This window comes from Cytobacillus sp. FSL W8-0315 (assembly GCF_038002905.1).
Lineage (GTDB): Bacteria > Bacillota > Bacilli > Bacillales > Cytobacillaceae > Cytobacillus > Cytobacillus pseudoceanisediminis.
On the sequence record NZ_JBBOOC010000001.1, the window covers coordinates 2,215,340 to 2,234,760 of the forward strand.

The 19,421-nt window shown below is 37.9% G+C and carries 44 protein-coding genes and 1 pseudogene; 42 read left to right on the forward strand and 3 right to left on the reverse strand.

Annotated features, from left to right (window positions below; genetic code table 11):
* Positions 1-25 precede the first annotated feature (25 nt).
* On the reverse strand, positions 26-364 hold the full coding sequence (locus tag MKY20_RS11270) for a helix-turn-helix domain-containing protein (RefSeq protein ID WP_341001023.1): 339 nt from the start codon (positions 362-364) through the stop codon (positions 26-28).
* 234 nt (positions 365-598) lie between these two features.
* Between MKY20_RS11270 and MKY20_RS11275 the strand changes: the two genes are divergently transcribed.
* The 16 genes and pseudogenes from MKY20_RS11275 (at position 599) to thyX (ending at position 7,457) form a co-directional block, all read left to right on the forward strand.
* On the forward strand, positions 599-790 hold the full coding sequence (locus MKY20_RS11275; RefSeq protein WP_341001025.1) for a helix-turn-helix transcriptional regulator: 192 nt from the start codon (positions 599-601) through the stop codon (positions 788-790).
* Positions 791-840: 50 nt separating this feature from the next.
* Positions 841-1,011, forward strand: a pseudogene (locus MKY20_RS11280) (helix-turn-helix domain-containing protein); the annotation flags it as partial.
* Positions 1,012-1,026: 15 nt separating this feature from the next.
* A complete protein-coding gene (locus tag MKY20_RS11285; protein WP_341001026.1) occupies positions 1,027-1,812 on the forward strand; it encodes a phage antirepressor in 786 nt (261 codons plus the stop codon).
* A complete protein-coding gene (locus MKY20_RS11290; protein ID WP_341001027.1) occupies positions 1,813-2,043 on the forward strand; it encodes a hypothetical protein in 231 nt (76 codons plus the stop codon).
* A 79-nt stretch (positions 2,044-2,122) separates the two neighbouring features.
* Positions 2,123-2,575, forward strand: coding sequence for a hypothetical protein (locus tag MKY20_RS11295; RefSeq protein WP_341001029.1), 453 nt, complete (start codon positions 2,123-2,125; stop codon positions 2,573-2,575).
* Entirely contained in the window at positions 2,568-2,795 is a 228-nt protein-coding gene (locus tag MKY20_RS11300) for a hypothetical protein (RefSeq protein WP_341001031.1), read from the forward strand. Before MKY20_RS11295 ends, MKY20_RS11300 begins: the two co-directional genes overlap by 8 nt.
* Positions 2,770-2,964, forward strand: a complete 195-nt coding sequence (locus MKY20_RS11305) for a hypothetical protein (protein WP_341001032.1) — start codon at positions 2,770-2,772, stop codon at positions 2,962-2,964. Before MKY20_RS11300 ends, MKY20_RS11305 begins: the two co-directional genes overlap by 26 nt.
* The gene (locus tag MKY20_RS11310) at positions 2,957-3,352 is read left to right on the forward strand and encodes a YopX family protein (RefSeq protein WP_341001034.1); all 396 of its coding nucleotides are present in this window, start codon (positions 2,957-2,959) and stop codon (positions 3,350-3,352) included. The genes MKY20_RS11305 and MKY20_RS11310 overlap by 8 nt, the downstream gene beginning before the upstream one ends.
* A gap of 62 nt (positions 3,353-3,414) precedes the next feature.
* Positions 3,415-3,561, forward strand: coding sequence for a hypothetical protein (locus tag MKY20_RS11315; protein ID WP_341001035.1), 147 nt, complete (start codon positions 3,415-3,417; stop codon positions 3,559-3,561).
* The gene (locus tag MKY20_RS11320; RefSeq protein WP_341001037.1) at positions 3,554-4,198 is read left to right on the forward strand and encodes a hypothetical protein; all 645 of its coding nucleotides are present in this window, start codon (positions 3,554-3,556) and stop codon (positions 4,196-4,198) included. The genes MKY20_RS11315 and MKY20_RS11320 overlap by 8 nt, the downstream gene beginning before the upstream one ends.
* Positions 4,179-4,835, forward strand: coding sequence for an ERF family protein (locus tag MKY20_RS11325; protein ID WP_341001039.1), 657 nt, complete (start codon positions 4,179-4,181; stop codon positions 4,833-4,835). Before MKY20_RS11320 ends, MKY20_RS11325 begins: the two co-directional genes overlap by 20 nt.
* A 13-nt stretch (positions 4,836-4,848) precedes the next feature.
* Positions 4,849-5,073, forward strand: coding sequence for a hypothetical protein (locus MKY20_RS11330; RefSeq protein WP_341001041.1), 225 nt, complete (start codon positions 4,849-4,851; stop codon positions 5,071-5,073).
* Between the two features lie 23 nt (positions 5,074-5,096).
* Positions 5,097-5,414 carry a hypothetical protein gene (locus MKY20_RS11335; protein WP_341001043.1) on the forward strand — a complete coding sequence of 106 codons (318 nt, stop codon included), beginning with the start codon at positions 5,097-5,099 and terminating at the stop codon, positions 5,412-5,414.
* 337 nt (positions 5,415-5,751) lie between these two features.
* Positions 5,752-5,994 carry a hypothetical protein gene (locus MKY20_RS11340; RefSeq protein WP_341001045.1) on the forward strand — a complete coding sequence of 81 codons (243 nt, stop codon included), beginning with the start codon at positions 5,752-5,754 and terminating at the stop codon, positions 5,992-5,994.
* Positions 5,978-6,457 (forward strand): hypothetical protein, encoded by a 480-nt coding sequence (locus MKY20_RS11345; protein WP_341001046.1) that lies wholly within the window; start codon positions 5,978-5,980, stop codon positions 6,455-6,457. The genes MKY20_RS11340 and MKY20_RS11345 overlap by 17 nt, the downstream gene beginning before the upstream one ends.
* Before the next feature lie 250 nt (positions 6,458-6,707).
* Positions 6,708-7,457 carry an FAD-dependent thymidylate synthase gene (gene thyX / locus MKY20_RS11350; RefSeq protein ID WP_341001048.1) on the forward strand — a complete coding sequence of 250 codons (750 nt, stop codon included), beginning with the start codon at positions 6,708-6,710 and terminating at the stop codon, positions 7,455-7,457.
* A 17-nt stretch (positions 7,458-7,474) separates the two neighbouring features.
* Here the strand turns inward: thyX and MKY20_RS11355 are convergent, their stop codons facing one another.
* Together MKY20_RS11355 and MKY20_RS11360 are read right to left on the reverse strand one after the other, a co-directional pair.
* Positions 7,475-7,672 (reverse strand): hypothetical protein, encoded by a 198-nt coding sequence (locus MKY20_RS11355; RefSeq protein ID WP_341001049.1) that lies wholly within the window; start codon positions 7,670-7,672, stop codon positions 7,475-7,477.
* Between the two features lie 58 nt (positions 7,673-7,730).
* A complete protein-coding gene (locus MKY20_RS11360; RefSeq protein ID WP_341001051.1) occupies positions 7,731-7,967 on the reverse strand; it encodes a helix-turn-helix domain-containing protein in 237 nt (78 codons plus the stop codon).
* A gap of 160 nt (positions 7,968-8,127) precedes the next feature.
* Here MKY20_RS11360 and MKY20_RS28685 point away from each other — a divergent pair, with 160 nt between their 5' ends.
* From MKY20_RS28685 to MKY20_RS11485, 26 genes are all read left to right on the forward strand, one after another.
* Positions 8,128-8,334: a helix-turn-helix domain-containing protein gene (locus MKY20_RS28685; protein WP_445293098.1), complete on the forward strand. Its 207-nt coding sequence runs from the start codon at positions 8,128-8,130 to the stop codon at positions 8,332-8,334.
* Between the two features lie 14 nt (positions 8,335-8,348).
* Complete coding sequence (locus tag MKY20_RS11365) at positions 8,349-9,038, forward strand: DUF4373 domain-containing protein (RefSeq protein ID WP_341001053.1); 690 nt, start codon at positions 8,349-8,351, stop codon at positions 9,036-9,038.
* A 1-nt stretch (position 9,039) separates the two neighbouring features.
* Positions 9,040-9,309 (forward strand): replicative helicase loader/inhibitor, encoded by a 270-nt coding sequence (locus tag MKY20_RS11370; RefSeq protein ID WP_341001054.1) that lies wholly within the window; start codon positions 9,040-9,042, stop codon positions 9,307-9,309.
* Positions 9,290-10,579, forward strand: a complete 1,290-nt coding sequence (locus MKY20_RS11375) for a replicative DNA helicase (RefSeq protein WP_341001056.1) — start codon at positions 9,290-9,292, stop codon at positions 10,577-10,579. Before MKY20_RS11370 ends, MKY20_RS11375 begins: the two co-directional genes overlap by 20 nt.
* The gene (locus MKY20_RS11380) at positions 10,569-10,769 is read left to right on the forward strand and encodes a hypothetical protein (protein WP_341001058.1); all 201 of its coding nucleotides are present in this window, start codon (positions 10,569-10,571) and stop codon (positions 10,767-10,769) included. Before MKY20_RS11375 ends, MKY20_RS11380 begins: the two co-directional genes overlap by 11 nt.
* Entirely contained in the window at positions 10,762-11,085 is a 324-nt protein-coding gene (locus tag MKY20_RS11385; RefSeq protein WP_341001060.1) for a DUF3310 domain-containing protein, read from the forward strand. The genes MKY20_RS11380 and MKY20_RS11385 overlap by 8 nt, the downstream gene beginning before the upstream one ends.
* Positions 11,078-11,224 carry a hypothetical protein gene (locus MKY20_RS11390; RefSeq protein ID WP_341001061.1) on the forward strand — a complete coding sequence of 49 codons (147 nt, stop codon included), beginning with the start codon at positions 11,078-11,080 and terminating at the stop codon, positions 11,222-11,224. Before MKY20_RS11385 ends, MKY20_RS11390 begins: the two co-directional genes overlap by 8 nt.
* Positions 11,224-11,409: a hypothetical protein gene (locus tag MKY20_RS11395; RefSeq protein WP_341001062.1), complete on the forward strand. Its 186-nt coding sequence runs from the start codon at positions 11,224-11,226 to the stop codon at positions 11,407-11,409. Before MKY20_RS11390 ends, MKY20_RS11395 begins: the two co-directional genes overlap by 1 nt.
* A gap of 15 nt (positions 11,410-11,424) precedes the next feature.
* Positions 11,425-11,703 carry a hypothetical protein gene (locus tag MKY20_RS11400; protein ID WP_341001063.1) on the forward strand — a complete coding sequence of 93 codons (279 nt, stop codon included), beginning with the start codon at positions 11,425-11,427 and terminating at the stop codon, positions 11,701-11,703.
* A complete protein-coding gene (locus MKY20_RS11405; RefSeq protein WP_341001066.1) occupies positions 11,704-11,940 on the forward strand; it encodes a hypothetical protein in 237 nt (78 codons plus the stop codon). It abuts the gene before it with no gap.
* The gene (locus MKY20_RS11410) at positions 11,937-12,617 is read left to right on the forward strand and encodes a DNA cytosine methyltransferase (protein WP_341001068.1); all 681 of its coding nucleotides are present in this window, start codon (positions 11,937-11,939) and stop codon (positions 12,615-12,617) included. The genes MKY20_RS11405 and MKY20_RS11410 overlap by 4 nt, the downstream gene beginning before the upstream one ends.
* Positions 12,575-12,907 carry an HNH endonuclease gene (locus MKY20_RS11415; RefSeq protein ID WP_341001069.1) on the forward strand — a complete coding sequence of 111 codons (333 nt, stop codon included), beginning with the start codon at positions 12,575-12,577 and terminating at the stop codon, positions 12,905-12,907. Before MKY20_RS11410 ends, MKY20_RS11415 begins: the two co-directional genes overlap by 43 nt.
* A gap of 74 nt (positions 12,908-12,981) precedes the next feature.
* Positions 12,982-13,491, forward strand: coding sequence for an HNH endonuclease (locus MKY20_RS11420; RefSeq protein ID WP_341001071.1), 510 nt, complete (start codon positions 12,982-12,984; stop codon positions 13,489-13,491).
* A 12-nt stretch (positions 13,492-13,503) separates the two neighbouring features.
* Positions 13,504-13,929 carry a single-stranded DNA-binding protein gene (locus MKY20_RS11425; protein WP_341001072.1) on the forward strand — a complete coding sequence of 142 codons (426 nt, stop codon included), beginning with the start codon at positions 13,504-13,506 and terminating at the stop codon, positions 13,927-13,929.
* Between the two features lie 10 nt (positions 13,930-13,939).
* Positions 13,940-14,614: a sigma-70 family RNA polymerase sigma factor gene (locus MKY20_RS11430; RefSeq protein ID WP_341001073.1), complete on the forward strand. Its 675-nt coding sequence runs from the start codon at positions 13,940-13,942 to the stop codon at positions 14,612-14,614.
* Complete coding sequence (locus MKY20_RS11435; RefSeq protein ID WP_341001074.1) at positions 14,611-14,943, forward strand: nucleoside triphosphate pyrophosphohydrolase family protein; 333 nt, start codon at positions 14,611-14,613, stop codon at positions 14,941-14,943. The genes MKY20_RS11430 and MKY20_RS11435 overlap by 4 nt, the downstream gene beginning before the upstream one ends.
* Positions 14,944-15,049: 106 nt before the next feature.
* On the forward strand, positions 15,050-15,340 hold the full coding sequence (locus MKY20_RS11440; protein WP_341001076.1) for a hypothetical protein: 291 nt from the start codon (positions 15,050-15,052) through the stop codon (positions 15,338-15,340).
* Positions 15,337-15,519, forward strand: a complete 183-nt coding sequence (locus MKY20_RS11445) for a hypothetical protein (protein ID WP_341001078.1) — start codon at positions 15,337-15,339, stop codon at positions 15,517-15,519. Before MKY20_RS11440 ends, MKY20_RS11445 begins: the two co-directional genes overlap by 4 nt.
* Entirely contained in the window at positions 15,516-15,680 is a 165-nt protein-coding gene (locus tag MKY20_RS11450) for a hypothetical protein (RefSeq protein WP_341001080.1), read from the forward strand. Before MKY20_RS11445 ends, MKY20_RS11450 begins: the two co-directional genes overlap by 4 nt.
* Positions 15,681-16,091, forward strand: a complete 411-nt coding sequence (locus MKY20_RS11455; RefSeq protein WP_217032946.1) for a hypothetical protein — start codon at positions 15,681-15,683, stop codon at positions 16,089-16,091. It begins immediately after the preceding gene.
* A complete protein-coding gene (locus tag MKY20_RS11460) occupies positions 16,092-16,511 on the forward strand; it encodes an ArpU family phage packaging/lysis transcriptional regulator (RefSeq protein WP_341001081.1) in 420 nt (139 codons plus the stop codon).
* A 15-nt stretch (positions 16,512-16,526) separates the two neighbouring features.
* On the forward strand, positions 16,527-16,760 hold the full coding sequence (locus MKY20_RS11465) for a hypothetical protein (protein WP_341001083.1): 234 nt from the start codon (positions 16,527-16,529) through the stop codon (positions 16,758-16,760).
* A gap of 426 nt (positions 16,761-17,186) precedes the next feature.
* Positions 17,187-17,954, forward strand: coding sequence for an HNH endonuclease (locus MKY20_RS11470; RefSeq protein ID WP_341001085.1), 768 nt, complete (start codon positions 17,187-17,189; stop codon positions 17,952-17,954).
* A gap of 26 nt (positions 17,955-17,980) precedes the next feature.
* Entirely contained in the window at positions 17,981-18,757 is a 777-nt protein-coding gene (locus MKY20_RS11475) for a metallophosphoesterase (protein WP_341001087.1), read from the forward strand.
* A gap of 154 nt (positions 18,758-18,911) precedes the next feature.
* Entirely contained in the window at positions 18,912-19,157 is a 246-nt protein-coding gene (locus MKY20_RS11480) for a hypothetical protein (RefSeq protein ID WP_341001089.1), read from the forward strand.
* Positions 19,154-19,408: a Gp49 family protein gene (locus MKY20_RS11485; protein ID WP_341001090.1), complete on the forward strand. Its 255-nt coding sequence runs from the start codon at positions 19,154-19,156 to the stop codon at positions 19,406-19,408. Before MKY20_RS11480 ends, MKY20_RS11485 begins: the two co-directional genes overlap by 4 nt.
* The last annotated feature ends 13 nt before the right edge of the window (positions 19,409-19,421 follow it).

The following is a 19,421-nucleotide window of genomic DNA, read 5'->3' on the forward strand; positions in this document are numbered from 1 at the left end:
GGATAAGGAGGAATATAATGTTAAATTATTTGTTTTTATCTTTTTCTATCTCTTCTTGAGCCATCCTCAAAAACACTTCTCCTGGTGAAAAACCTCTATCTTTTAGTCTTTTTACTACAAAAGCCCAATCATCTTCTCCGGTGAATGGATTTCGTACTTTTTCTTTATCAGAAAGAAACTCGATCATATCAACATCAAGTGCACTAGCTATCAATTGAAGATTTTCTAAATTAATTTTCTTTTTCCCAGTTTCCAATTTGGAAATAAAGCTTTTTGATTTCCCAATCTTGTTTCCTAACTCTTCAAGCGTTATCTTTTTTTCTTCCCTTATCTCCCTTATACGATAACCCACTTCTTCAAACATTATCTCTCACCACCTACTACTTTAAATAAGAAGCAACATACATATTATGCGTTTTTTTGTCTCAAATCTCAACTTATAAAAAGAGTTTGGATTTACTTTTTTTACCTATTGAAACTAAATGACCTAAAAAATCTTTAAAAGAAATTATCAGAAACTTGTTGACCTTTTGGGAAACATGAGTATAATAAGGATTATAAAGTTTCCCCATAGGGAAATTAAGAAAGGGGTGATGAAGTGACCAACCGCATGAAAGAACGCAGAGAAGAATTAGGTCTCACACAAAAGCAGTTGGCAGAAAAACTTAAAATGAGCGAAGCGTATATAAACAAAATCGAAAATGAGACGAGAAACATAAATGTTGTTTTAGCTATAAGAATAGCCAAAGCATTAGAAGCGACTGTAGAGGAAATTTTTTTACCTAACTAGTTTCCCTATAGGTTAACAAAAAGGAGGAAGAACTGGTGAAACGTAAAGAAGATTACCCAATTGTTTTAACTGTTAAAGAAGTCATGGAGATTTTGGGAATCGGAAAAAGAAAGGCTTATGAGTTAATGGATCAACCTGGATTTCCATGTGTCAAAATCGGCGAAAAACTAAAAAGAGTTAATCGCGATGCATTTTTCAGATGGTTAGAAAAGGCGTCCTGATAAGGAGATGAAGAAATGAACGAACTAACAAAAGTATTCCAATACGGAGCAAATGTACTAAGAACAGTTGTTAAGGATGGAGAACCTTGGTTTGTTGCTAAAGATGTTTGTGAAGTTTTAGAAATCAAAAATAATCGTGATGCATTATCTCGACTTGATGAGGATGAGAAGGGGGTAGATTTAATCGACACCCTAGGCGGAAGGCAAGAAGTGACAATTATTAATGAACCTGGTCTTTACTCATTAATCTTAGGAAGTCGTAAATCAGAAGCAAAGAAATTCAAAAGATGGATAACGCACGAAGTCATCCCTACTATCAGAAAACATGGAGCATACATGACTGATGAGGTTTTAGAAAAAACAGTTAATGATCCTGATTTTATGATTGGATTACTCACAAATCTAAAAGTTGAAAAGCAAAAGCGCATTGCTGCTGAACAGACAATTGTAGAACAACGTCCAAAAGTTGTTTTTGCAGAAGCAGTTGAAGTTTCTAAGAACTCCATCTTAGTAAAGGATTTAGCAACGTTATTAAAACAAAAAGGAATTGATATTGGTCAAAACAGATTATTCGAATGGCTTAGAAATAATGGTTATCTCTGCAAGAAACTAGGAGCTATGTATAACAAACCAACTCAAAAAAGCTTGGATAAAGGTTTGTTTGAACTAAAGCCATATGTTCGCTCTGGTTCAAATGGAGAAATGAAAACCGAATTCACACCTAAAGTCACTGGGAAAGGCCAGATTTACTTTGTTAACAAGTTCATGAAAGAGCTGCAACTAACCACGGAGGTTATTTAAATGTCAACTATCAAACGATTAACAGAAGCGATCGAAGTATTAGAATCAGCATTCGAAGATAAAAAACCGTTTTATGAAGTAACCATTATCGACAATAACGGTCCAAGAAAAGAAATTGAGTCAAGGGAGCAACACCTTGAATCCCTAATCGATATAGCCATTCAAATTCTAGAGGATGTACAAGAAAGAGTAGTAAAAAAAAGCAATTTCAAGGTAGTAGCCAAACAATGACCATAATCGAACAGCTGCATAAAGAGATCCTCACCAATGATTGGTCTAAATACTTCAATACCATAAAGGAGGAAGAGAAATGAAAGTAAAATTCAATTTTCGGGGACAGGTAAACGAAGGTATTGTAATCGACACTTACAAAAGCGATTATGACGGTCGCAAAATGCTAGTTGTTAAGTGTGATGAGAAAGGAAAAGTTGTTGAATGTGTTCCTGCTGATTGCACGCAAGAAATAAAAGAAGAATCCGGTGGAATGACTGACAAAACCAAATTAGCTTATCTCGCCTACAAACTCGAATCAATGTTAGACACACACCAAAGTGACATAGATAAGCCTTTCAATGATTCAGATTTCTTAAAAGTCTATAACCAAGGCAAAAAGCATGTGGTTGATACTACACACTCACTCGCTAAAGAGATCCTTGAATTAGCAAACAAACTCAAAGATGAACAGTTCAAAGGTTATCTAATCGAAGATGTTGATTTATCAGGCTCTGAACACATCGGTCAAAGGATTGATAAATATGCTTAGAAATTACATCTGGGCCTATATCAATGACAGGTATGAAAACGATGGTGTTCTCCCTGATGCAGATGAAATTTATGAAAAGTTTCAACTTGAATTCGATAACGGAGCAGACCTTAGTTGGATTGATTCAGCCATGGAAGGTTTCACTCGCACGCACGATTTAAGCGGGATAACAGTCTTATGGGAGGGAGTTATAAATGAAAAGCGCCTTACAACGCATTAAAGAAGATATGAACCACCACATAGACCAAATCAGCAAAAACAACCACAAAATTGACAGCTACATGGAATCCATCAGAACCCTGGAGGATTGCAACGCTAAAGAGCAGCAGTTAGTTGAGGAATATGAAGAAATCATTAAACGAATAGAGGGAGCTGGAGAGAGTGCGTGAGATTAAGTTTAGGGCTTGGGATTTAGATACACAAGACAGAATGTACAGTTGGGATGAAATTAAACTTCATTTTAATGAACATCTTGAACACGAAAGAGTGGTAACAATGCAATTTACTGGCCTAAAAGATAAAAACGGCAAGGAGATTTATGAAGGGGATTTAATCAAAAAGAAATTCAAAGATAGAGAAATCGGAGAGTTTTACGCAATCGGTGAGGTGGTCTATGGATATTGGTATGCAGGTTTCACTGTTCCATATAATTACCACGGTTATAAGAAGCTTGAACGATTAAGCAATAGTTTTGATAAAGATGGTTGGGTTGTAGCTAATCGTGATATGGAAGTAATCGGAAACATTTACGAAAACCCAGAATTAATAAAAGACTGACCCCGACCACAGAAGTCAGTCCATTAAAAAACATTACATCCTTATTATAGGAGGTTTATCCAATGAGTACAATAACGGTTTACCACATACACGGGAAATACTTTCTTCCGGTCTCAAACGGAGTAAGGGAAGTTTCTTCATGGCAAGTAGTTGAATGGCAAAGCAAAGGCTTAGAAGTACACGTTGAGGAGGGTGAACACTTTGACTAACTTCATCCAGATGAAAGGAGAGAAGTTTGGTCGATGGACTGTCCTAATGAGAGATAAAGAATCAAATTACACATCGTGGATTTGCCAATGCGATTGCGGAACTATCAAAAGCGTTATTGGTGGAAACCTTAGGAGAGGTAAAAGCATTAGCTGCGGTTGCCATCGTAAAGAGTTTCACAGCAAAAACAACAGTACTCACGGCAAATCTAAGACCGATTTATACAAGATCTGGAGAGCTATAAGAAATAGATGTTACAACTCTAACACAAAAGATTATAAAAATTACGGAGGTAGAGGGATTTCTGTCTGTGAGGGTTGGTTAGAAAACTTCGAGAATTTTTACGAATGGTCAATAAATAACGGTTATGAAAAAGGTTTGACTATTGATCGTATAGACAACAACGAAGATTATAGACCAACGAATTGCAGATGGGCAGAACGCAAAACCCAAAATAACAACCGTAGAAATAATCATTTCATTGAAATAAATGGCGTCACTAAAACATTGGCAGAATGGGCTGCATTTGCTGGACTTAGCAGAAAAACCATTACAAGCAGGATTGCATACGGTTGGACAGGAAAGGATTTGATTTTACCAACGAAAGGTCGTGGAGCAAATGGAACAACAGCAAGATAGCTTGAATATATATCAAAAATTAATCGAAGTGAGGAAGTCGGTTCCGTACCTAAAAAAAGAGTCACAAGGCCATCAGTATCAATATACAGGCAGCTCGCAAGTTTTAGCATCTGTCAGAGCAAAGATGGATGAATTAGGATTACTGCTTATTTGCAAGGTGTTGAGTCATAACTTGATTGAAGGCAAGACAAATAAAGGCGCAAAAGAATATATGACAGAGCTGGACCTTGAATTTACATGGGTTAATGCAGAAAATCCAGACGAAAAAATTGTTTGCCCTTGGTATGGTCAGGGTGTTGATAGCGGAGAAAAAGGTGTAGGGAAAAGTCTTACGTATGCGGAAAAATACTTTATTTTAAAACAGTTCAACATTGCCACAGATAAAGATGATCCAGATTCATTCCAGGAGAAGGCGCAGACATACCGGAAGCCCGACCCTATCTCATCTAAAGAAGTAGGAGAGTTGAAAACTAAGGTCCTGGAATTTGCCCAATTAAGAAGCAAAACAGATACAGATGTTTATCAGGCTCTTGGAATTGAGGATATTACGTTATTAACTTCTAAAGAAGCTAAATCTGTCATTGCAAAAGTAAATAGTTGGATTACGGCTGCGAAGAAAGAAAACAAATCAGCGTAAGGAGCGATCCATCATGAGAGAAGAAGATTTACTACTTATCAGGTCTTGCTTCGCCCTCTCTCCAAACATAAACGCAGATGAACTCCGACTAGTAGACGAACTCATAGAAGAAATCGTTGACCTGAACGACCAGTTAGACCGTGCAACAGCTGCTAACCGTCACTATTTATTCCATTTCTTTAACGGAAGTGTAGAAAAGATGGCGGAGACTTTTAAATATATGAAGAGTGAACAATGAAACAAAAGGTAGGAGGAGTTAATTTGGATCAGGTACAGGCTTTCATAGCAAGAAATCAACATCAGTTTGGATATATCATGCAGGAAGCAAGTAGACAGTGGAAAACTAAAGACCCGATAGGCGCTTTAACGGTTGGACCTTGTAACCTTTTCGTTGAAAAGTACGGTGATTATCACGAAATGCAAGACAAGAAAGAAATTGCTGAGAAACAATGGGAACTTTTAAAACTTGAATTAAAGAATTTAGAAGAGTTTTATGAGCGAACAGATGACACCAATGAATTACATGTAATACATGATATTCAATCGCTTATCAGCAAAATAGAAACAGGCGAGTATTAGAAATAGGAAACACAAGATAGATTCAGTTAACTATCCAGGGGTTAACTTCCCGTTAGCCCCTACAAGGGAGAGAACCATATGCAGCCTTTACGAAGCGATATTTATAACACTTTACAAGATGGCACTACATACTCCTTAGAATCGTTAGCACACAAATATAGAACCAACAAACATGTTATCAGAGTACAGCTGGACCGACTGCAGCAGGAAGGTAAGAAGCTGAAAGTGACTGATGAGGAAGTTTCAGTATTCTTAGACCACAATCGTCCTTTCTGGCTCTATGCAGGTTGGGTCTTCATGGGATTCATTCTATACGTCTTATTCTCCGGTGTTATCCATGGGTAGACAAAGATTCAATGAGATCACCATCACACGCCAGCGGGAAAACGAAATAAATCAAGCAATTAAAGACCTTACAGACCGTGGATTCATCCTTAAAGCCAAGAAACAGCTGCACCATGACGGCAAGGTGTACAAGCGCTCCTATTACGGCCGGTATCAGTATGACGGTAATTCCTCACACTCCGTATGGGTGGCAAGACTCCGCAGGGAGGTAGCTTTAAATGGAACTAACGGTTAAAGAGTACCTTTCCTTAAAGGAACAAGGTGTATCAGATAGCGAACTACTCAGAATGTTTCATTACAGCGAAAACAGCGGCATGATGCTGTATTACTGGAAAAAGAAAAACGGTTTGTTAAACAAGTACGGCAAAAAGGATATGCCAAAGAAAACAGATGTATTAGACGAACACATTGAGGAAATCAATCAAATGCGTCTATCAAACTATACAACTAAGGAAATAGCTTTTAAGTTTGGCGTAAAGCGCTCATCTTATGAATATTGGGTTAAAAAGAAAAAAGAAGAAGGCTTGTTAAACTCCATTCCAAGGGCGAAGAAAAGGACAACACAACTAAGAAAGTACGCAGCTGAGTTGAGCGATAACAGAGAGGCTTCTTTCCATCCGGGCTCAATCAAAGGAATGGTTAGCAGGAAAAGGCAAGATGCTTTGAACGATGTTAGAAGATCGTTGATGAACAATTGACATATATTGTGCAATAAGGAAGGAGCGTTGAAAAATGTATTATGTGGTAAATAAAAGAACTAACGAAACATTATATTCAAGTGTGTCTTGGACAGTTTGTGACGTATGGATTCGCAGAAGATACCCTGAAAATCACGAGGATTATAAAAACATTGAAGTTATAACAGATGAAGGAGTAAAAGTTTTCTAGTTATGTCGCAGTGCGAACATTTAGCGCACTAAAATACAGCAATATACTGGAGGAATTAAAATGCAAATTAAATTAATAGGTCACACTCAATTATCATGCGAATTTTACGATGAGGTTTTTCTTGGAACAACTGACGGGATTTATTATAGATCAACTAACGAAGGAGATATTTCAGACGGACAAGCAATCGCTCTTTCTGCTATCCGTACGTGTTACAGTCACAACAAACCAAGCGAGATTGTGAAACTGGAAGGTGAAAAGTATTTCAGCACTGATGCTAAAGATGGAGAAGGCGGCACAGATGCAGACAGATTACTTCGCCACATCGTCAAGAGCGGGCATACAAGCACATTAGAACACATTAACTTTACCTTTGCTATAGAAGGTGTTTCACGCTCTTTATTAGCCCAAATTACACGACACAGGCATTTCTCTTTTAGTGTACAGTCTCAACGCTATGTAAAGCTAGAAAGCGATTCTAAGAGTGGTGGATTTGAATATGTAACACCTGAATCCATTTCAAAAAATCCTAAAACTCATGCAGCTTATGACTTTGCAATGACAGAAATACAGCGAATTTATAATGAATTAAGAGCAAATGGAGTAGTAGCAGAAGATGCACGATATGTCTTACCAAACGCAGCCACTTGCAATTTAGTCTTAACCGGCAATCTTCGTTCTATCCTGGAGTTTTACTCGAAACGGGGAGCGAAACAAGCGCAGTGGGAAATTAGGGAATTAGCGGAGTTAATGAAATCTGCAGTTATCGAAGTTGAACCTTGGACAGAAGCCTTCTTCAAGGTCAAATAAAAAAGCGCTCGATTGATTCATCCAAGCGCTTGTCTAGCTTTCTTTTTCTCAACTAACTCTGCATATTTTAATCCCATCTGGAGTAGATCAGCGATAGCAGCGGAACGGTTTTCTTTTCTTTTTGAAAATCTGTAGTCTTCCACCATTGCCAAAAGCTTTTCCTCTAAAGAAATTGTAGTTGTAGGCTTGCTTGAGTCTTTACGTATATGGGCCATGTGTATTCTCCTTTTTTAATAAGTTTTCGTAATACGATATTAGGTTGATAAGGGGTGGTTAGTTTGAGTCGGGATCCTCCAGGTAAAGCAATTCGCCAACGTCTTTAAGTTCCAGGATAGTGCAAAGAGTAGCAAGAGTATCCCAATCTATACGATTAGATTCGTTGTTATAAAACTTATCTAATGTTCTTCGGCTCATTGTCATTCCTTTATCTTGAATCATACGATGAAGCTCCGATACGCTGCGAATTCCTTTCTCAGCCATTCGAACAGCTAGTTTATTCTTAACTTTCATTGTATATTCTCCTTTTTGTGTAAAAAATTTTCACCTTTATAATAAAACATATTCGTAAGGTAGTCAAATTTATTACAAAAATAATTTTTATTAATTGCTAATTTAGTACAATTGTAGTAAAATTAGGTATGAAGGTAATAATAAAGAAGGGGGCTTTGGAGTGAAAATCCAGCACAACTTAAAACCTTTGATGAAGCAACATGACATACGCAATATCACTCATCTATCTGAAAAAACGGAGGTGGATTATCGGAAGTTACATTCTTTCTACACTTATAGGAGTAAGAAGATTGATCCAGAGGTAGTTGAGGGGATCTGTAAGACATTTAAATGTGAAATTGGTGAACTATTAACCTTAAGGAAATAAAGGAAGGTGTGATAATGGCACGTCCAAAAAAAGAAGGAATGGACTACTTCCCGCATGATACAGACGCGGTAAACGATGAAAAGATTGAATCACTTCGGCTGCTGTATGGCAATGACGGTTATGCGTTTTACTTCATATTACTGGAGCGTATCTACCGCACAAAACAGTTTGAATTAGATGTTTCTGATGCAGAAACTATTCAGATACTCGCCAAAAAGGTGTCAGTAAGTGAGGATAAATTCCTCAAAATGCTGGAAACATCTTTGAAGAGAGATTGTTTTGACAGACAAGCTTATGAAGAACGAAAGGTATTAACATCAGAGGGCATTAAGAAAAGAGCTTCTGTAGTAGTGGATAAGCGTGTAAAGATGCGTGATAAGTACCAACAGACAAAAGAAGAGGTTTCTGACGCAGAAACTACCCAAGAAACAGGGGTAGAAAGTACACAAAGTAAAGAAAAGAAAAGAAAAGAAAAGAAAAGTAAAAATAAATATGCTGAATATGTTTCTATGTCTCTTGAAGAATATGAAAAGCTTACAGAACAATTCGGAGAACAGGGAGCCAAAGACAGGATTGAAAAACTTAATCTCTATAAAGGCTCTACTGGAAAGAAGTACAAAAGTGATTACCTAACCATTCTGAATTGGGAACGAAAGAACTCAAAGAAAGAGACTAGCAAGCAAATAGATTGGGAGGGTTTATAAAGTGACGAGGGATCAGGTTAAAGAAGTCTTTAAAATCCTTAAATACGCTTATCCTCTATTCGAAGTAACGAGTGAAAAAGTGGATACGTGGACCAGGTTGCTTAAAGACCAAAATCCTGCGGTAATTATGAGGAATGCTGAAAGGTTCATCTTAGAAAGCAAGTTTCCCCCTTCGATTGCAGATTTAAGGGAAAGAAATCATGCTGCTTATCAGTCAAACATCTTGGATCAAATAAAGGAGTGGGAAAAGAATGCATATAGAAAACAATGAACAGGCATTACTTTCCTGCATCATAAAAAAAGGTGACCTCATAAAAGAAGTCACATTAAACGAAGATCACTTTGATTATTTGCCACATAAAAAAATATTTCAAGCTATGCGACAGCTTGAAAGGAAAAATATTCTTATCGACATTGTATCACTAAATACAGAGATAGGGCAAGAGCTGTTATTTCTTGGTGGGAGTGACTACCTTGCCGACTTATATAACATTATTACCACGGAATCGAATTTTAAAACCTATGAAAGATATGTTTTAGAAGAATTTAAGATTCGTAAATCCAAAGAGCTGCTAAAAGGCCTGGAAGAAGTTCATACCCCTAAAGATATAGAGAAACTGAACCAGGCAATTGCAGAAATTAATGAACTATTGGAACAAGGGCAAGAAAGTGAGTTTGATTTAATCGAAACGCTTTTTGACCTTAACGAAGATATAGAAGCAGAGAAGGACGGTATCAACGGCATTCCGACAGGTTACACAGAGTTAGACCAGTTACTTGATGGACTAAGCGAAGAAGAATTAATCATCTTAGGAGCTCGCCCATCAGTAGGGAAAACAGCTTTCGCTTTGGGGATCACAACGAATGTCTGTTTAAAAGGACACTTTGTAAACTTCTTCTCACTTGAAATGTCGGACAAGTCCTTACTCACTAGAATGATATGTAACATCGGAAACATTAATTCCATGAAAATAAAAAATGCAAATCAGCGCTTTGATAAAGAGGATTGGGATAAGTACAGAAAAGCCCAGGGGGTTGTTGCAAGATTTAAAAACAATTTTGCAATCTATGACAACTCAAAGGTGACGGTCCAGGAAATCCGGTCAAAGGTAAAACAGAACATGAACAAGCACCCTGAAAGAAGGCATCTGGTAGTCATTGATTATCTTGGATTGGTACAGGGCAGCGGCAGGAAAGAACGCCATTTAGAGATTGGTGAAATAACACGTAATTTAAAGCGCATGGCGAGGGATTTGAAGGTTTCAGTCCTTCTCCTAGCCCAGCTATCTAGGGGAGTCGAACAACGCCAGGACAAGCGCCCTATGCTCTCTGATTTAAGGGATAGCGGAGAGATAGAACAGGATGCAGATAAAATCCTCTTTCTCCATCGTGATGATTACTACGACAAAGAAACAGAAAACAAAAACATCGTGGAAGTTATTGCAGCTAAAGTCCGGAACGGATCCCTTGGAACAGTTAATTTAGCTTTCGTGAAGGAATACAGTAAATTCGTCAACTTAGAGCGCAGATATGACGGTTAGGGAAGTCTATGCCGAAGCCATTAAAGGAAAGCATTACAGCTTAAAGTTACTAATTGAATTTGCGGTGTATGAAAAAGGGGTGCTGAAGATGACAGACAACCAAGAAGCTTTACATAAATTCTTCAACCCCAAACACCGGGATTATGTGAATAAACATTTACAAGAATACGAGGTGCGAAAAAATGGATGAGTTAGAGCGTGGAGCATACGACTTTATGAATGACCTTCACAAGAATTGTGAACCATTGCCGAATATAAATTACGAAAACATGCCAGAGGACATTATAAACAAACCTAATCACTACCACAAAAACGAAATAGATGTGAATGGATACCTAGAAAAGCACTTCCCAAAAGAATCAAATGTAACGGTAGTGGAAGGGTTTTATATCGGAAATATCATCAAGTATGTAAGTCGGCACAAAGAAAAGAACGGAATGCAAGACCTGGAGAAAGCAATGTTCAACCTTAATAAGCTCATGGAATGGAGAGAGAAGAATGGCTGAAAAATTCATTCGAGGACAAGAGGAAATAGATTATAAAGCAAGACTGAAAGCCTTCATGCAGGAGATCAACCCAAAGCCTTCACTTGAAACCATTGAGAAGCTAAAGCAAGAGCTTATTGCGAAAAGGGGCGTGAAGTAATGTCTAATATTTGTGAAGAGCATGGTGTATTAAAACGGAGTTGCCATATTTGTGAGCTTGAAGAAGAAAACAAAGAATTAAAAAGTTTATCTTTATGGGCTATAAGAAGGGTCCATAGAAGTCAAAAAGAGTTTGGTTATGACGAATACAAAAAGATTACAGGTGAAGAACCAGAAAGGTTATAAAAAGGGGGAGAAAGCTTGAAATCTGGGTCATGGATTCAATCAAAGCTGTCACTATACACAGTCTATGGGTATTTAGTAGAAGTCGGTGAACCACATAAAGTACTGCAAGTATATAGAGTATACAACACCGGAGTAAAAGAGTTTTACTATCCGTTCAGAGAAACCACCTTTTATAATGTTGAGCCGGTAGACACAGCTATCCATCCAGACGATCTCCAAGAATTAGTGAGCATGGCATTAGATACAAAGGATGAGAAGTGGTTCCGAGAATTAACCGGAAGGGAGCGGGTTTGAATGGATACTGCTGCTGACTTACGTAATTTAGTGGACGAACTAAGTAAAGAACTGGAAGCAGAAAAGAAACTGGCTGCAAAATACCATGACCAGCTGCTTGATACCCGGCATGAATTAGTGCAAAAAGATATAACGGTGGAGAATCAAAAGAAGGCCCTGGAACAGACAAGGGTAACACTTGAACGGTATGAGAAAGAAAACCAAGCCTTACGGCAGTTAGTGGAGTTGTGGATATGAAGGTATTGGAACTGTTTGCTGGAACCAGGAGTATGTCGAAAGCTTTTGAAGCTGCTGGACATGAAGCATATACGATCGAACTTGATGAGCAGCATGAGAATATCAGCATGTATGCTGATGTTTTAACGGTAACGCCAGAAATGATATTAAAAGAGTTTGGTAGACCGGATATCATATGGGCGAGTCCACCTTGTACAAGTTACAGTATAGCAGCAATATCGCACCATCGAACAAGAGAAGATAACGAAAACCTCTTGCCGAAAAGTGAGTTCGCTAAAGTGTCAGACGAATTGGTGAAACACACGCTTTATTTGATTCAAAGATTAAGGCCGAAATACTGGTTCATCGAAAACCCACGGGGTGGCATGAGGAAAATGGATTTTGTCCAAATGTTACCTAGATACACGGTCACTTATTGTCAGTATGGGTGTTTCAGGATGAAACCAACAGATATATGGACGAACCACACTGATCCTCAATTCAAGCCAATGTGTAAAAATGGGGATTCGTGCCATGAGGCAGCTCCAAGGGGTTCCAAGACAGGTACGCAGGGATTGAAGAATGCTAAGGATAGATCAGTAATCCCTCAAGGTCTTTGTGAACATATCGTTAAAATTAGTGAAGGCGGTGCTAAATGTTTAACGAAGTCAGGAGTTACAGTAAAGCAGACCAGTTAAAGGGAAAGCGGAAAGCACCTAAGAGGGGTGACAAAGGTAAATTCTCCACTAAAACAATAAAAGAAATCCTGGAGCGTGATAATTACCAATGTGTAAGGTGCGGTTCATACCATTTAGAAGCAGTACCACATCACGTTATATACAGATCGCAAGGCGGGGAAGGAATCAAAAGGAACGGAGTTTCAATATGTCTAAGCTGCCATCGAGAAGCGCACAGACTGAAAGAAGTAAGGAAATGGTTTGAAGATTGGGTAGAGCGGAATCTTGATGAAAACGGTGATAAGTTTTAGCTCAAACAAGAAAAAGGCAATAAATCACCATTTATACAGTATACGTCAACGAAAGGGGCGAACGTCAAGCGAACATGATTAAGCCTATTCCCGGATATGAAGGTTATTTCGTAGATTCGTCAGGTAATGTCTTTTCTAAATGGATAAACAAAGGGCGGCACGGCAAGGTTATGGGTCGAGAACTCAGAAAGATTAAAGGAAGTAAAACAAAAAGAGGGCATGTTTATGTGAGGTTTGGTCGTAAAGCTAAACCGTTATATATCCACAGATTAGTATATCAAGTGTTTGTAGGGGAAATAGCAGAAGGTTTGTTAATAAGACACTTAAATGACATTCCGTATGACAATCGAGTAGAAAACTTAGCGATGGGTACTCAAAAAGAAAATATGGAAGATGCGAGAAAAAATAAATTGTTCCCGTTAGGTTCTAAGAATGGACAAAGCAAATTAACAGAAAAAGATGTAAAAGAAATTAGAAAGCTTGCAAAAACAAATACCAAAACAGAATTAGCTAACAAATATCAGGTTTCAAGAGCTGCTATAAGAGAAGCCGTTAATAACAATACATGGAAGCATGTTAATTAGGAGGAATTACAAATGAATGTAATCGTATTGACTGGAAACGCAACTAAGGAAGTAGAAATCCGTTATAACCAAAAAGGCACACCTATTGCAAATGGAACTCTTGCAGTAAGAAGGGATTTTAAAAACCAACAAGGTGAATATGAATCAGATTTCTTTAACTTTGTTGTAATCGGGAAGCTCGGAGAGGTCATTGCAAATCATGTGAAAAAAGGTGATAAGTTCGGAATCAGAGGAAAGTTGCAAAATAGAGTTTGGGATTCAGAAAACGGCAAGAAATACTTTACAGAGGTAGTCGTAGAGGGCTTTGATTTCCCTTCTAAGACCAATAACTCTCCTGCACCAAACAACGGCAACAGAGGGGCTTCAAATACGCCACAGGATGACCCGTTTCAAAATGATGGACAAATAAATATTTCAGATGATGATCTGCCGTTCTGAGGTGAATAACATGGACTATTCAAAAGCGACCTCTGAACAGTTGTCGGATATTGTAGCCAATGATATTGATTGCCCTACTCATTTATTGAGTGGGGTGGTCACAGAGTTATTAAATCGGAATAAATTTGAAGGGCTAATAACCAAAACCATTATTAAGCGGTTTAAACATACCAGAATTGCCATTGATGTGTTAGGGATGCCTGAGGAAGATATAAGGCAGCTGTGCCGCATGTCATTGTTTACATCAATTGAAAAGTTCACTCCTGGAAAGAGCTCCTTCTTATTCTTTGCTCATATGCGAATGTACAGTGATCTAAAGGATAAAGAGAACAGGGTGAAGGCCGGCAAACGAAAAGTATATGAAAATATCCAAAGTATAGATTGCCAGCGGAATGAAAAGGGTGAAAGTTTCGTTGAAATATTCCCTTCTACAACGAATGTAGAGAGGGAAGTCATCAGAAAGTTATCACTTGAAGAAAGTATGCAGCCTTTAACTCGGTTAGAAAGAAAAACGCTGCTGCTTTACCTGAAGGGATACAGTAGTACAGAAATTGGACAGATGATGGATAAATCAAGAAAAGCAGTCGCCAGGCAGATTAATAACGGATTAAGCAAAATGTGCGGATATAAAACATCAATAAAAGAATTAGGAATGTTGAACACAGGGAAGGCGGAAACGGCATGAAATTAAATGAATACCAGGAATTAGCGAAAAGAACACATAACGAGGATTTACCACAGCCACAGGCTTTATGTAATTATGCTCTAGGAATCACAGGAGAAGCGGGAGAGGTAGCGGATCACATTAAGAAGGGTGTCTTTCATGGACATGAAATGAATCGTCATGAGCTCGCTAAAGAGTTAGGAGACGTCATGTGGTATGTGGCTAATCTGGCAAACTTAGCAGGATTCACATTAGAACAGGTTGCCACAATGAATGTAACTAAGCTGATGAAGCGGTTTCCAAATGGATTTAATTCAGAAGATAGCAAGAAACGAGTTGATGCTAAATGACCAGAGCGGAATTAATTTCATGGCTTGAATCGTTTACGTATTATTCGATGGAGTATCTTAAAACGCTGTCAACAGAGAAGCTGCAGCAGATATACGAGGATAAGCGATGAGCGGGCTTAAATCCAGGAGAAAAGGACAATCAGCGGAAAGAGAGTTTGCTAAGTTAATAGGTGGTCATCGTGTGCCGTTATCAGGGGCGCAAGAAGGCTATCGAAATGATGTTATAGGGTTAGGGCTAGAGTGGGAAGTGAAAAGGCGCAAGAGTGGTTTTAAACAGCTGTATGAGTGGATAGAGGATGAACGGGAAAGACCGGATGCAGTGGCATTGAGAACGGATAACAAGCAATGGATAGTGTGCATGACATTAGATAAGTTTAAGGGGTTGGTGGAGAAATGACTGAATCATTAATGTTTTTCCTTTTGGGAATACTTACTTTTGCATTAGGGTTGGCTTCCGGATGGAATATGAGGGGAAACACAAAGGAAGAGGAATTGATAAGGTATAAGGAATTAGGCGAAAGTTTTAATAAATTGAAGTGGCGAGTTATCGATTTGATAGAGCAGGTGAAAAAATGATAGAAATCAAGGCGAGTTTTGAAGTTTGGTGTAATGAATGCCATTCAAATGATGTTGGGTTCGAGTTGGTACGTTATGAAAGTATGGATGATTATGATATTTCAATTGAATGTATGTCATGTGGTTATGAAGAATTACTCGATTTCGGAGAAGGTGAATAAATGACCAGAACAGAAAAGCTCCAAGAATTATATAGCAGGGTGAGTTCTCTTAATGAGGACTTACCCAAAGAGTTAATGGACAAACTTTCACTTTACGGACAGATACTTGAATATATCGGGCGATTCCATGCAGATGCAACGAAAGCCTGGAAGTTGGCAGAAGCCAAACGAAGAGAAACCATAGCAAGTGCTATTGTATACGGTGCTGAAGCGGCTGGAATGGAGATTAAAACAGCAAAGGATAGAGAAGCTGCAGCAGAGGTTATCGGAGCTAAAGCAAGGCAGGAAGAAGCTCTGACAGAAGCAGAAGCGCAGCGGTGGAAGAATGCTTATATCTCTACACAGGAAATGATACAGATCCTTAAAAAGAAATATGACCATCTAAAAGAGGTAGCTAAAGGGGGAGTTTAAATGCAATTAGCTTTCTTAGATACCAAACTAAGCAAAGAAGTAAAACGCAAGACAGAGAAGCTTATAAGCAGTTATAAGAACTTGGAAGCGATAATTGAATCAAAGAAAATGGATGCAGAGCACAAGATGACTGTTAATTATCAGCCAAGTGAATCGCAAAGAGGTAATCAGTTTCATAGTGAAACAGAAAAAATTGCTGAACTGAATATAGAAATAAAAGAACACCTTTTGACAATGAGAAAGTTGAATGTAGTTTATCACTCCTTGAAGCCTATACAGCAAAGAATATGGGACCAGAAGTTCTTGCGAGGCCGGTATGATGTGGATGTATATTCAGATTTAGATATACCGGATAGGACGTATTACAGGTTGAAGCGGGAAATGATTGCAGTTGTAGCGGAAGCGTTTGGATTTATTTAAGAAGGGGTGGCAAACGTGGAAAAGAAATTTGTTGTTGAATGCCAGATGCAAGAGCGGTGGATTCCACATTTTATGTCTATGCTCAAAACGATGGAAAAGCTAGGGAGCGTTGGATCTAGTAAAATGGTTAGCTTATATTCAGATGGTGATGGAGACTTTAGGCCGAAGTTTAAGGCGAATATTAACTTTGCAGAAGAAGAACCATCAGTAATTGACGGTGAAGGTAATTTTGAATATGATGCGGGTTAAAAAAAATGGCAGAATAATGCAGTAAAAAAGCCTTACATGGCACGTTTTTTCTAGATAAAATGGTAATATCAAAGACTATCGGAAAATGGTCTATAACCAAATATTCTGATGGATTTGGTAAACGTTCTGTTTTAAAGAGTCTGCGTGAAGGCGCAGTAAATCCTTCAAAATTCGACAAAGTGAAAAGACGGCGGTGCTGATTGGGTCCAGCATCGCCGTTTTATTTTGGTGTGCCTTCGGGCGGGTAAATATCTCCTTTAAAACCATTTGCACAAAGAGGGGTGCAGGAGATAAAAACCTTTATATATCAAGGGTTTGTAATGGTATTTAAGGTTAAAATTTGGTATAATTAAGACATGAGAAAAGCCCTAGCGGTGCGGGAACACCCTAGAGCATGATAACCAACTAATTAGGAGTTGATTACAATTGAATAATAACATAGTTGTCCTGAAAATGAAAGCATGTAATACATGCGAAAGGGAATTACCTGAAACATCAGAATACTTTTATAGGAATAAGAAAAACGGAAGAGCATTCTATTATTCCGTATGTAAGGAATGTAAAAACAAAAAGTATAAAAGGAAACAACCGGAAACTAAGGTTTGCCTTAATTGTGGTGTAAAAATAGAAGGTAAAAGAAGCAATAAAAAATATTGTTCTAGAAGGTGTTTGGTATACTTCAATAAAACACCTGGTTACCTACCTGAACCCAATAAGAAAGCTGTTACTCACGAGTGTGTGAATTGTAGGGAAAATACCGTTAAGGGTAGATATAGATTTTGTGATAAGTGTAAAAATTTAATTGTAAAAAGGAATTGCAGGGCTTGTGGTGATTCTTTCGCTGTAAAGATTCATAAATTGAATAAATTTTGTTCTGATACATGTAGAAATAGAGATACAGTAAGAAAAAGAAAAATACATGATGAAGTAAATGATGTATTCGTTTCTAGAGATGAAGTATTTAAGGTAGAGAGTTATAAGTGTAAGTGTTGTGGGTGCAATACAGAGAAGAAATTTTCTTATATAAAAGGTACTCAAATACCGAAACCAACATCACCAACGATAGATCATATAATTCCTTTAAATCATGGTGGAACACACACGTTAAACAACGTTCAATTGCTCTGTTACAGATGTAATAATAGTAAACAAGATGGGTTTTTAGATTTTGGTGAACAATTAAAAATGTTTTAAAGCATCCTTTATGGGTGCTTTTTATTATGGGTGGTGAATCTCTATTGGAGTTTATAAGGAAGAAGTTAAAGCCACATAAAGAATGGAATATCCTGTGTCTCAATGATTGGCATTTAGGGAGCCATGCAGTAAATGAGGAATTAAAGAATAAGATTCTAAGCTTTATAGATTCCAATAGGGAAAACACCAGGATCTTATTGAATGGGGATTTATTTCATAACATTACGAAGCACAGTAAGGGCAGTCAGAAGGACCAGCATCTAACACCACAAGAGCAATTTGATTTAGCGGTAGAGATATTTAAACCGTATGCAGATTTGATTGATGGGGTGACATTGGGTAATCATGACTGGCGCACAGAGGATGAAACAGAAATAGATCTCATGTTGATGTTCTGTAAGATGATTGGCATAGAGGATAAATACTTAAAGTATCGAGGGGTAGTAGGGTACAGCGCAAACAAGAACTTCTACTCCATTGAAATGTTCCATGGTACAGGGTCAGGAGCAACCATAGCAGCGGCAGAGAGAAACTTAAAGAAGATGAAACGTTCTACTGCTGATGTGATGTATTGCGGACACTGGCACAAGGAATATGCAAAGCCATACAAGGAATATCACATAGACCCATACAATCATCAGGTAAAAGAATATAAACGGTGGTTCTTATGTGGGAATACATTAGTGGATACAGAAAGCTATGCGAAGAAGTTCTCTTATGATGAGTCATTCCCTAGTCAAGCGGTGATTAAGTTGAGTGGGATAAAGGGGAAACGGAGTATAGAAGTGGAGTGGATCAGGTGAAAAGCATTTTGGATAGGGTGATAAAACGATTTAAAGAAAAATTCTTTATGGAATTCCCTTTACAGGAAGCAGGTGAATAGATGGGTACTACAAAAGAGCCTAAGTGGGATGAAACTAAATGGGATAACGGGAACAAATGGAAGTAGGTGATTAAATGATATACCTAACAGCATTAGCATTAATCCTAATTGCTTTTATCACATATGTAGTGTTAAGTATGCAGCACCAGCGAAGTTTAGAGGAACTATGGAGAGAAGAGCGCCAGGACTTATTAAATAGAGCGATGGCTAAAGATATACAGGAATATAAAGAAATGACAGCAGAGCCTGTTAAGTATGAGCCGGTTACAGTATCAGAGGAAAAAGAATACTGGATGGAAGTGGAGGAAAATAAACGATGAGTAATAATAAAGTGACACAGGAGCATATTCAGAAAATCATGGATAATTCAGAATTTGAAATATCGACTGCGTTTGATAAATGTACAGTGGTCTCTTGCAAATTACCGAGTGGTTTTGTAATTACAGAAAGTTCAGCGTGTGTTGATCCAGCTAATTACGATATTAAACTTGGTGCTGAAATCTGCACAAAGAGAATTGTAGATAAAGTATGGGAGTTGGAAGGATATAAACTTCAACATTCAATGAAGTAAGCGAGGTGATGTT

Coding starts and splice junctions, on each gene's coding strand:
- MKY20_RS11345 (WP_341001046.1), top strand. CDS start 5,978: ATGGAACTAACGGTTAAAGAGTACCTTTCCTTAAAGGAACAAGGTGTA.
- MKY20_RS11450 (WP_341001080.1), top strand. CDS start 15,516: ATGATAGAAATCAAGGCGAGTTTTGAAGTTTGGTGTAATGAATGCCAT.
- MKY20_RS11295 (WP_341001029.1), top strand. CDS start 2,123: ATGAAAGTAAAATTCAATTTTCGGGGACAGGTAAACGAAGGTATTGTA.
- MKY20_RS11480 (WP_341001089.1), top strand. CDS start 18,912: ATGATATACCTAACAGCATTAGCATTAATCCTAATTGCTTTTATCACA.
- MKY20_RS11315 (WP_341001035.1), top strand. CDS start 3,415: ATGAGTACAATAACGGTTTACCACATACACGGGAAATACTTTCTTCCG.
- thyX (WP_341001048.1), top strand. CDS start 6,708: ATGCAAATTAAATTAATAGGTCACACTCAATTATCATGCGAATTTTAC.
- MKY20_RS11485 (WP_341001090.1), top strand. CDS start 19,154: ATGAGTAATAATAAAGTGACACAGGAGCATATTCAGAAAATCATGGAT.
- MKY20_RS11415 (WP_341001069.1), top strand. CDS start 12,575: ATGTTTAACGAAGTCAGGAGTTACAGTAAAGCAGACCAGTTAAAGGGA.
- MKY20_RS11305 (WP_341001032.1), top strand. CDS start 2,770: ATGAAAAGCGCCTTACAACGCATTAAAGAAGATATGAACCACCACATA.
- MKY20_RS11365 (WP_341001053.1), top strand. CDS start 8,349: ATGGCACGTCCAAAAAAAGAAGGAATGGACTACTTCCCGCATGATACA.
- MKY20_RS11475 (WP_341001087.1), top strand. CDS start 17,981: ATGGGTGGTGAATCTCTATTGGAGTTTATAAGGAAGAAGTTAAAGCCA.
- MKY20_RS11440 (WP_341001076.1), top strand. CDS start 15,050: ATGAGCGGGCTTAAATCCAGGAGAAAAGGACAATCAGCGGAAAGAGAG.
- MKY20_RS11460 (WP_341001081.1), top strand. CDS start 16,092: ATGCAATTAGCTTTCTTAGATACCAAACTAAGCAAAGAAGTAAAACGC.
- MKY20_RS11380 (WP_341001058.1), top strand. CDS start 10,569: ATGACGGTTAGGGAAGTCTATGCCGAAGCCATTAAAGGAAAGCATTAC.
- MKY20_RS11435 (WP_341001074.1), top strand. CDS start 14,611: ATGAAATTAAATGAATACCAGGAATTAGCGAAAAGAACACATAACGAG.
- MKY20_RS11420 (WP_341001071.1), top strand. CDS start 12,982: ATGATTAAGCCTATTCCCGGATATGAAGGTTATTTCGTAGATTCGTCA.
- MKY20_RS11455 (WP_217032946.1), top strand. CDS start 15,681: ATGACCAGAACAGAAAAGCTCCAAGAATTATATAGCAGGGTGAGTTCT.
- MKY20_RS11285 (WP_341001026.1), top strand. CDS start 1,027: ATGAACGAACTAACAAAAGTATTCCAATACGGAGCAAATGTACTAAGA.
- MKY20_RS11330 (WP_341001041.1), top strand. CDS start 4,849: ATGAGAGAAGAAGATTTACTACTTATCAGGTCTTGCTTCGCCCTCTCT.
- MKY20_RS11375 (WP_341001056.1), top strand. CDS start 9,290: ATGCATATAGAAAACAATGAACAGGCATTACTTTCCTGCATCATAAAA.
- MKY20_RS11410 (WP_341001068.1), top strand. CDS start 11,937: ATGAAGGTATTGGAACTGTTTGCTGGAACCAGGAGTATGTCGAAAGCT.
- MKY20_RS11340 (WP_341001045.1), top strand. CDS start 5,752: ATGGGTAGACAAAGATTCAATGAGATCACCATCACACGCCAGCGGGAA.
- MKY20_RS11390 (WP_341001061.1), top strand. CDS start 11,078: ATGGCTGAAAAATTCATTCGAGGACAAGAGGAAATAGATTATAAAGCA.
- MKY20_RS11445 (WP_341001078.1), top strand. CDS start 15,337: ATGACTGAATCATTAATGTTTTTCCTTTTGGGAATACTTACTTTTGCA.
- MKY20_RS11270 (WP_341001023.1), bottom strand. CDS start 364: ATGTTTGAAGAAGTGGGTTATCGTATAAGGGAGATAAGGGAAGAAAAA.
- MKY20_RS11355 (WP_341001049.1), bottom strand. CDS start 7,672: ATGGCCCATATACGTAAAGACTCAAGCAAGCCTACAACTACAATTTCT.
- MKY20_RS11425 (WP_341001072.1), top strand. CDS start 13,504: ATGAATGTAATCGTATTGACTGGAAACGCAACTAAGGAAGTAGAAATC.
- MKY20_RS11430 (WP_341001073.1), top strand. CDS start 13,940: ATGGACTATTCAAAAGCGACCTCTGAACAGTTGTCGGATATTGTAGCC.
- MKY20_RS11300 (WP_341001031.1), top strand. CDS start 2,568: ATGCTTAGAAATTACATCTGGGCCTATATCAATGACAGGTATGAAAAC.
- MKY20_RS11290 (WP_341001027.1), top strand. CDS start 1,813: ATGTCAACTATCAAACGATTAACAGAAGCGATCGAAGTATTAGAATCA.
- MKY20_RS11405 (WP_341001066.1), top strand. CDS start 11,704: ATGGATACTGCTGCTGACTTACGTAATTTAGTGGACGAACTAAGTAAA.
- MKY20_RS11395 (WP_341001062.1), top strand. CDS start 11,224: ATGTCTAATATTTGTGAAGAGCATGGTGTATTAAAACGGAGTTGCCAT.
- MKY20_RS11385 (WP_341001060.1), top strand. CDS start 10,762: ATGGATGAGTTAGAGCGTGGAGCATACGACTTTATGAATGACCTTCAC.
- MKY20_RS11325 (WP_341001039.1), top strand. CDS start 4,179: ATGGAACAACAGCAAGATAGCTTGAATATATATCAAAAATTAATCGAA.
- MKY20_RS11360 (WP_341001051.1), bottom strand. CDS start 7,967: ATGAAAGTTAAGAATAAACTAGCTGTTCGAATGGCTGAGAAAGGAATT.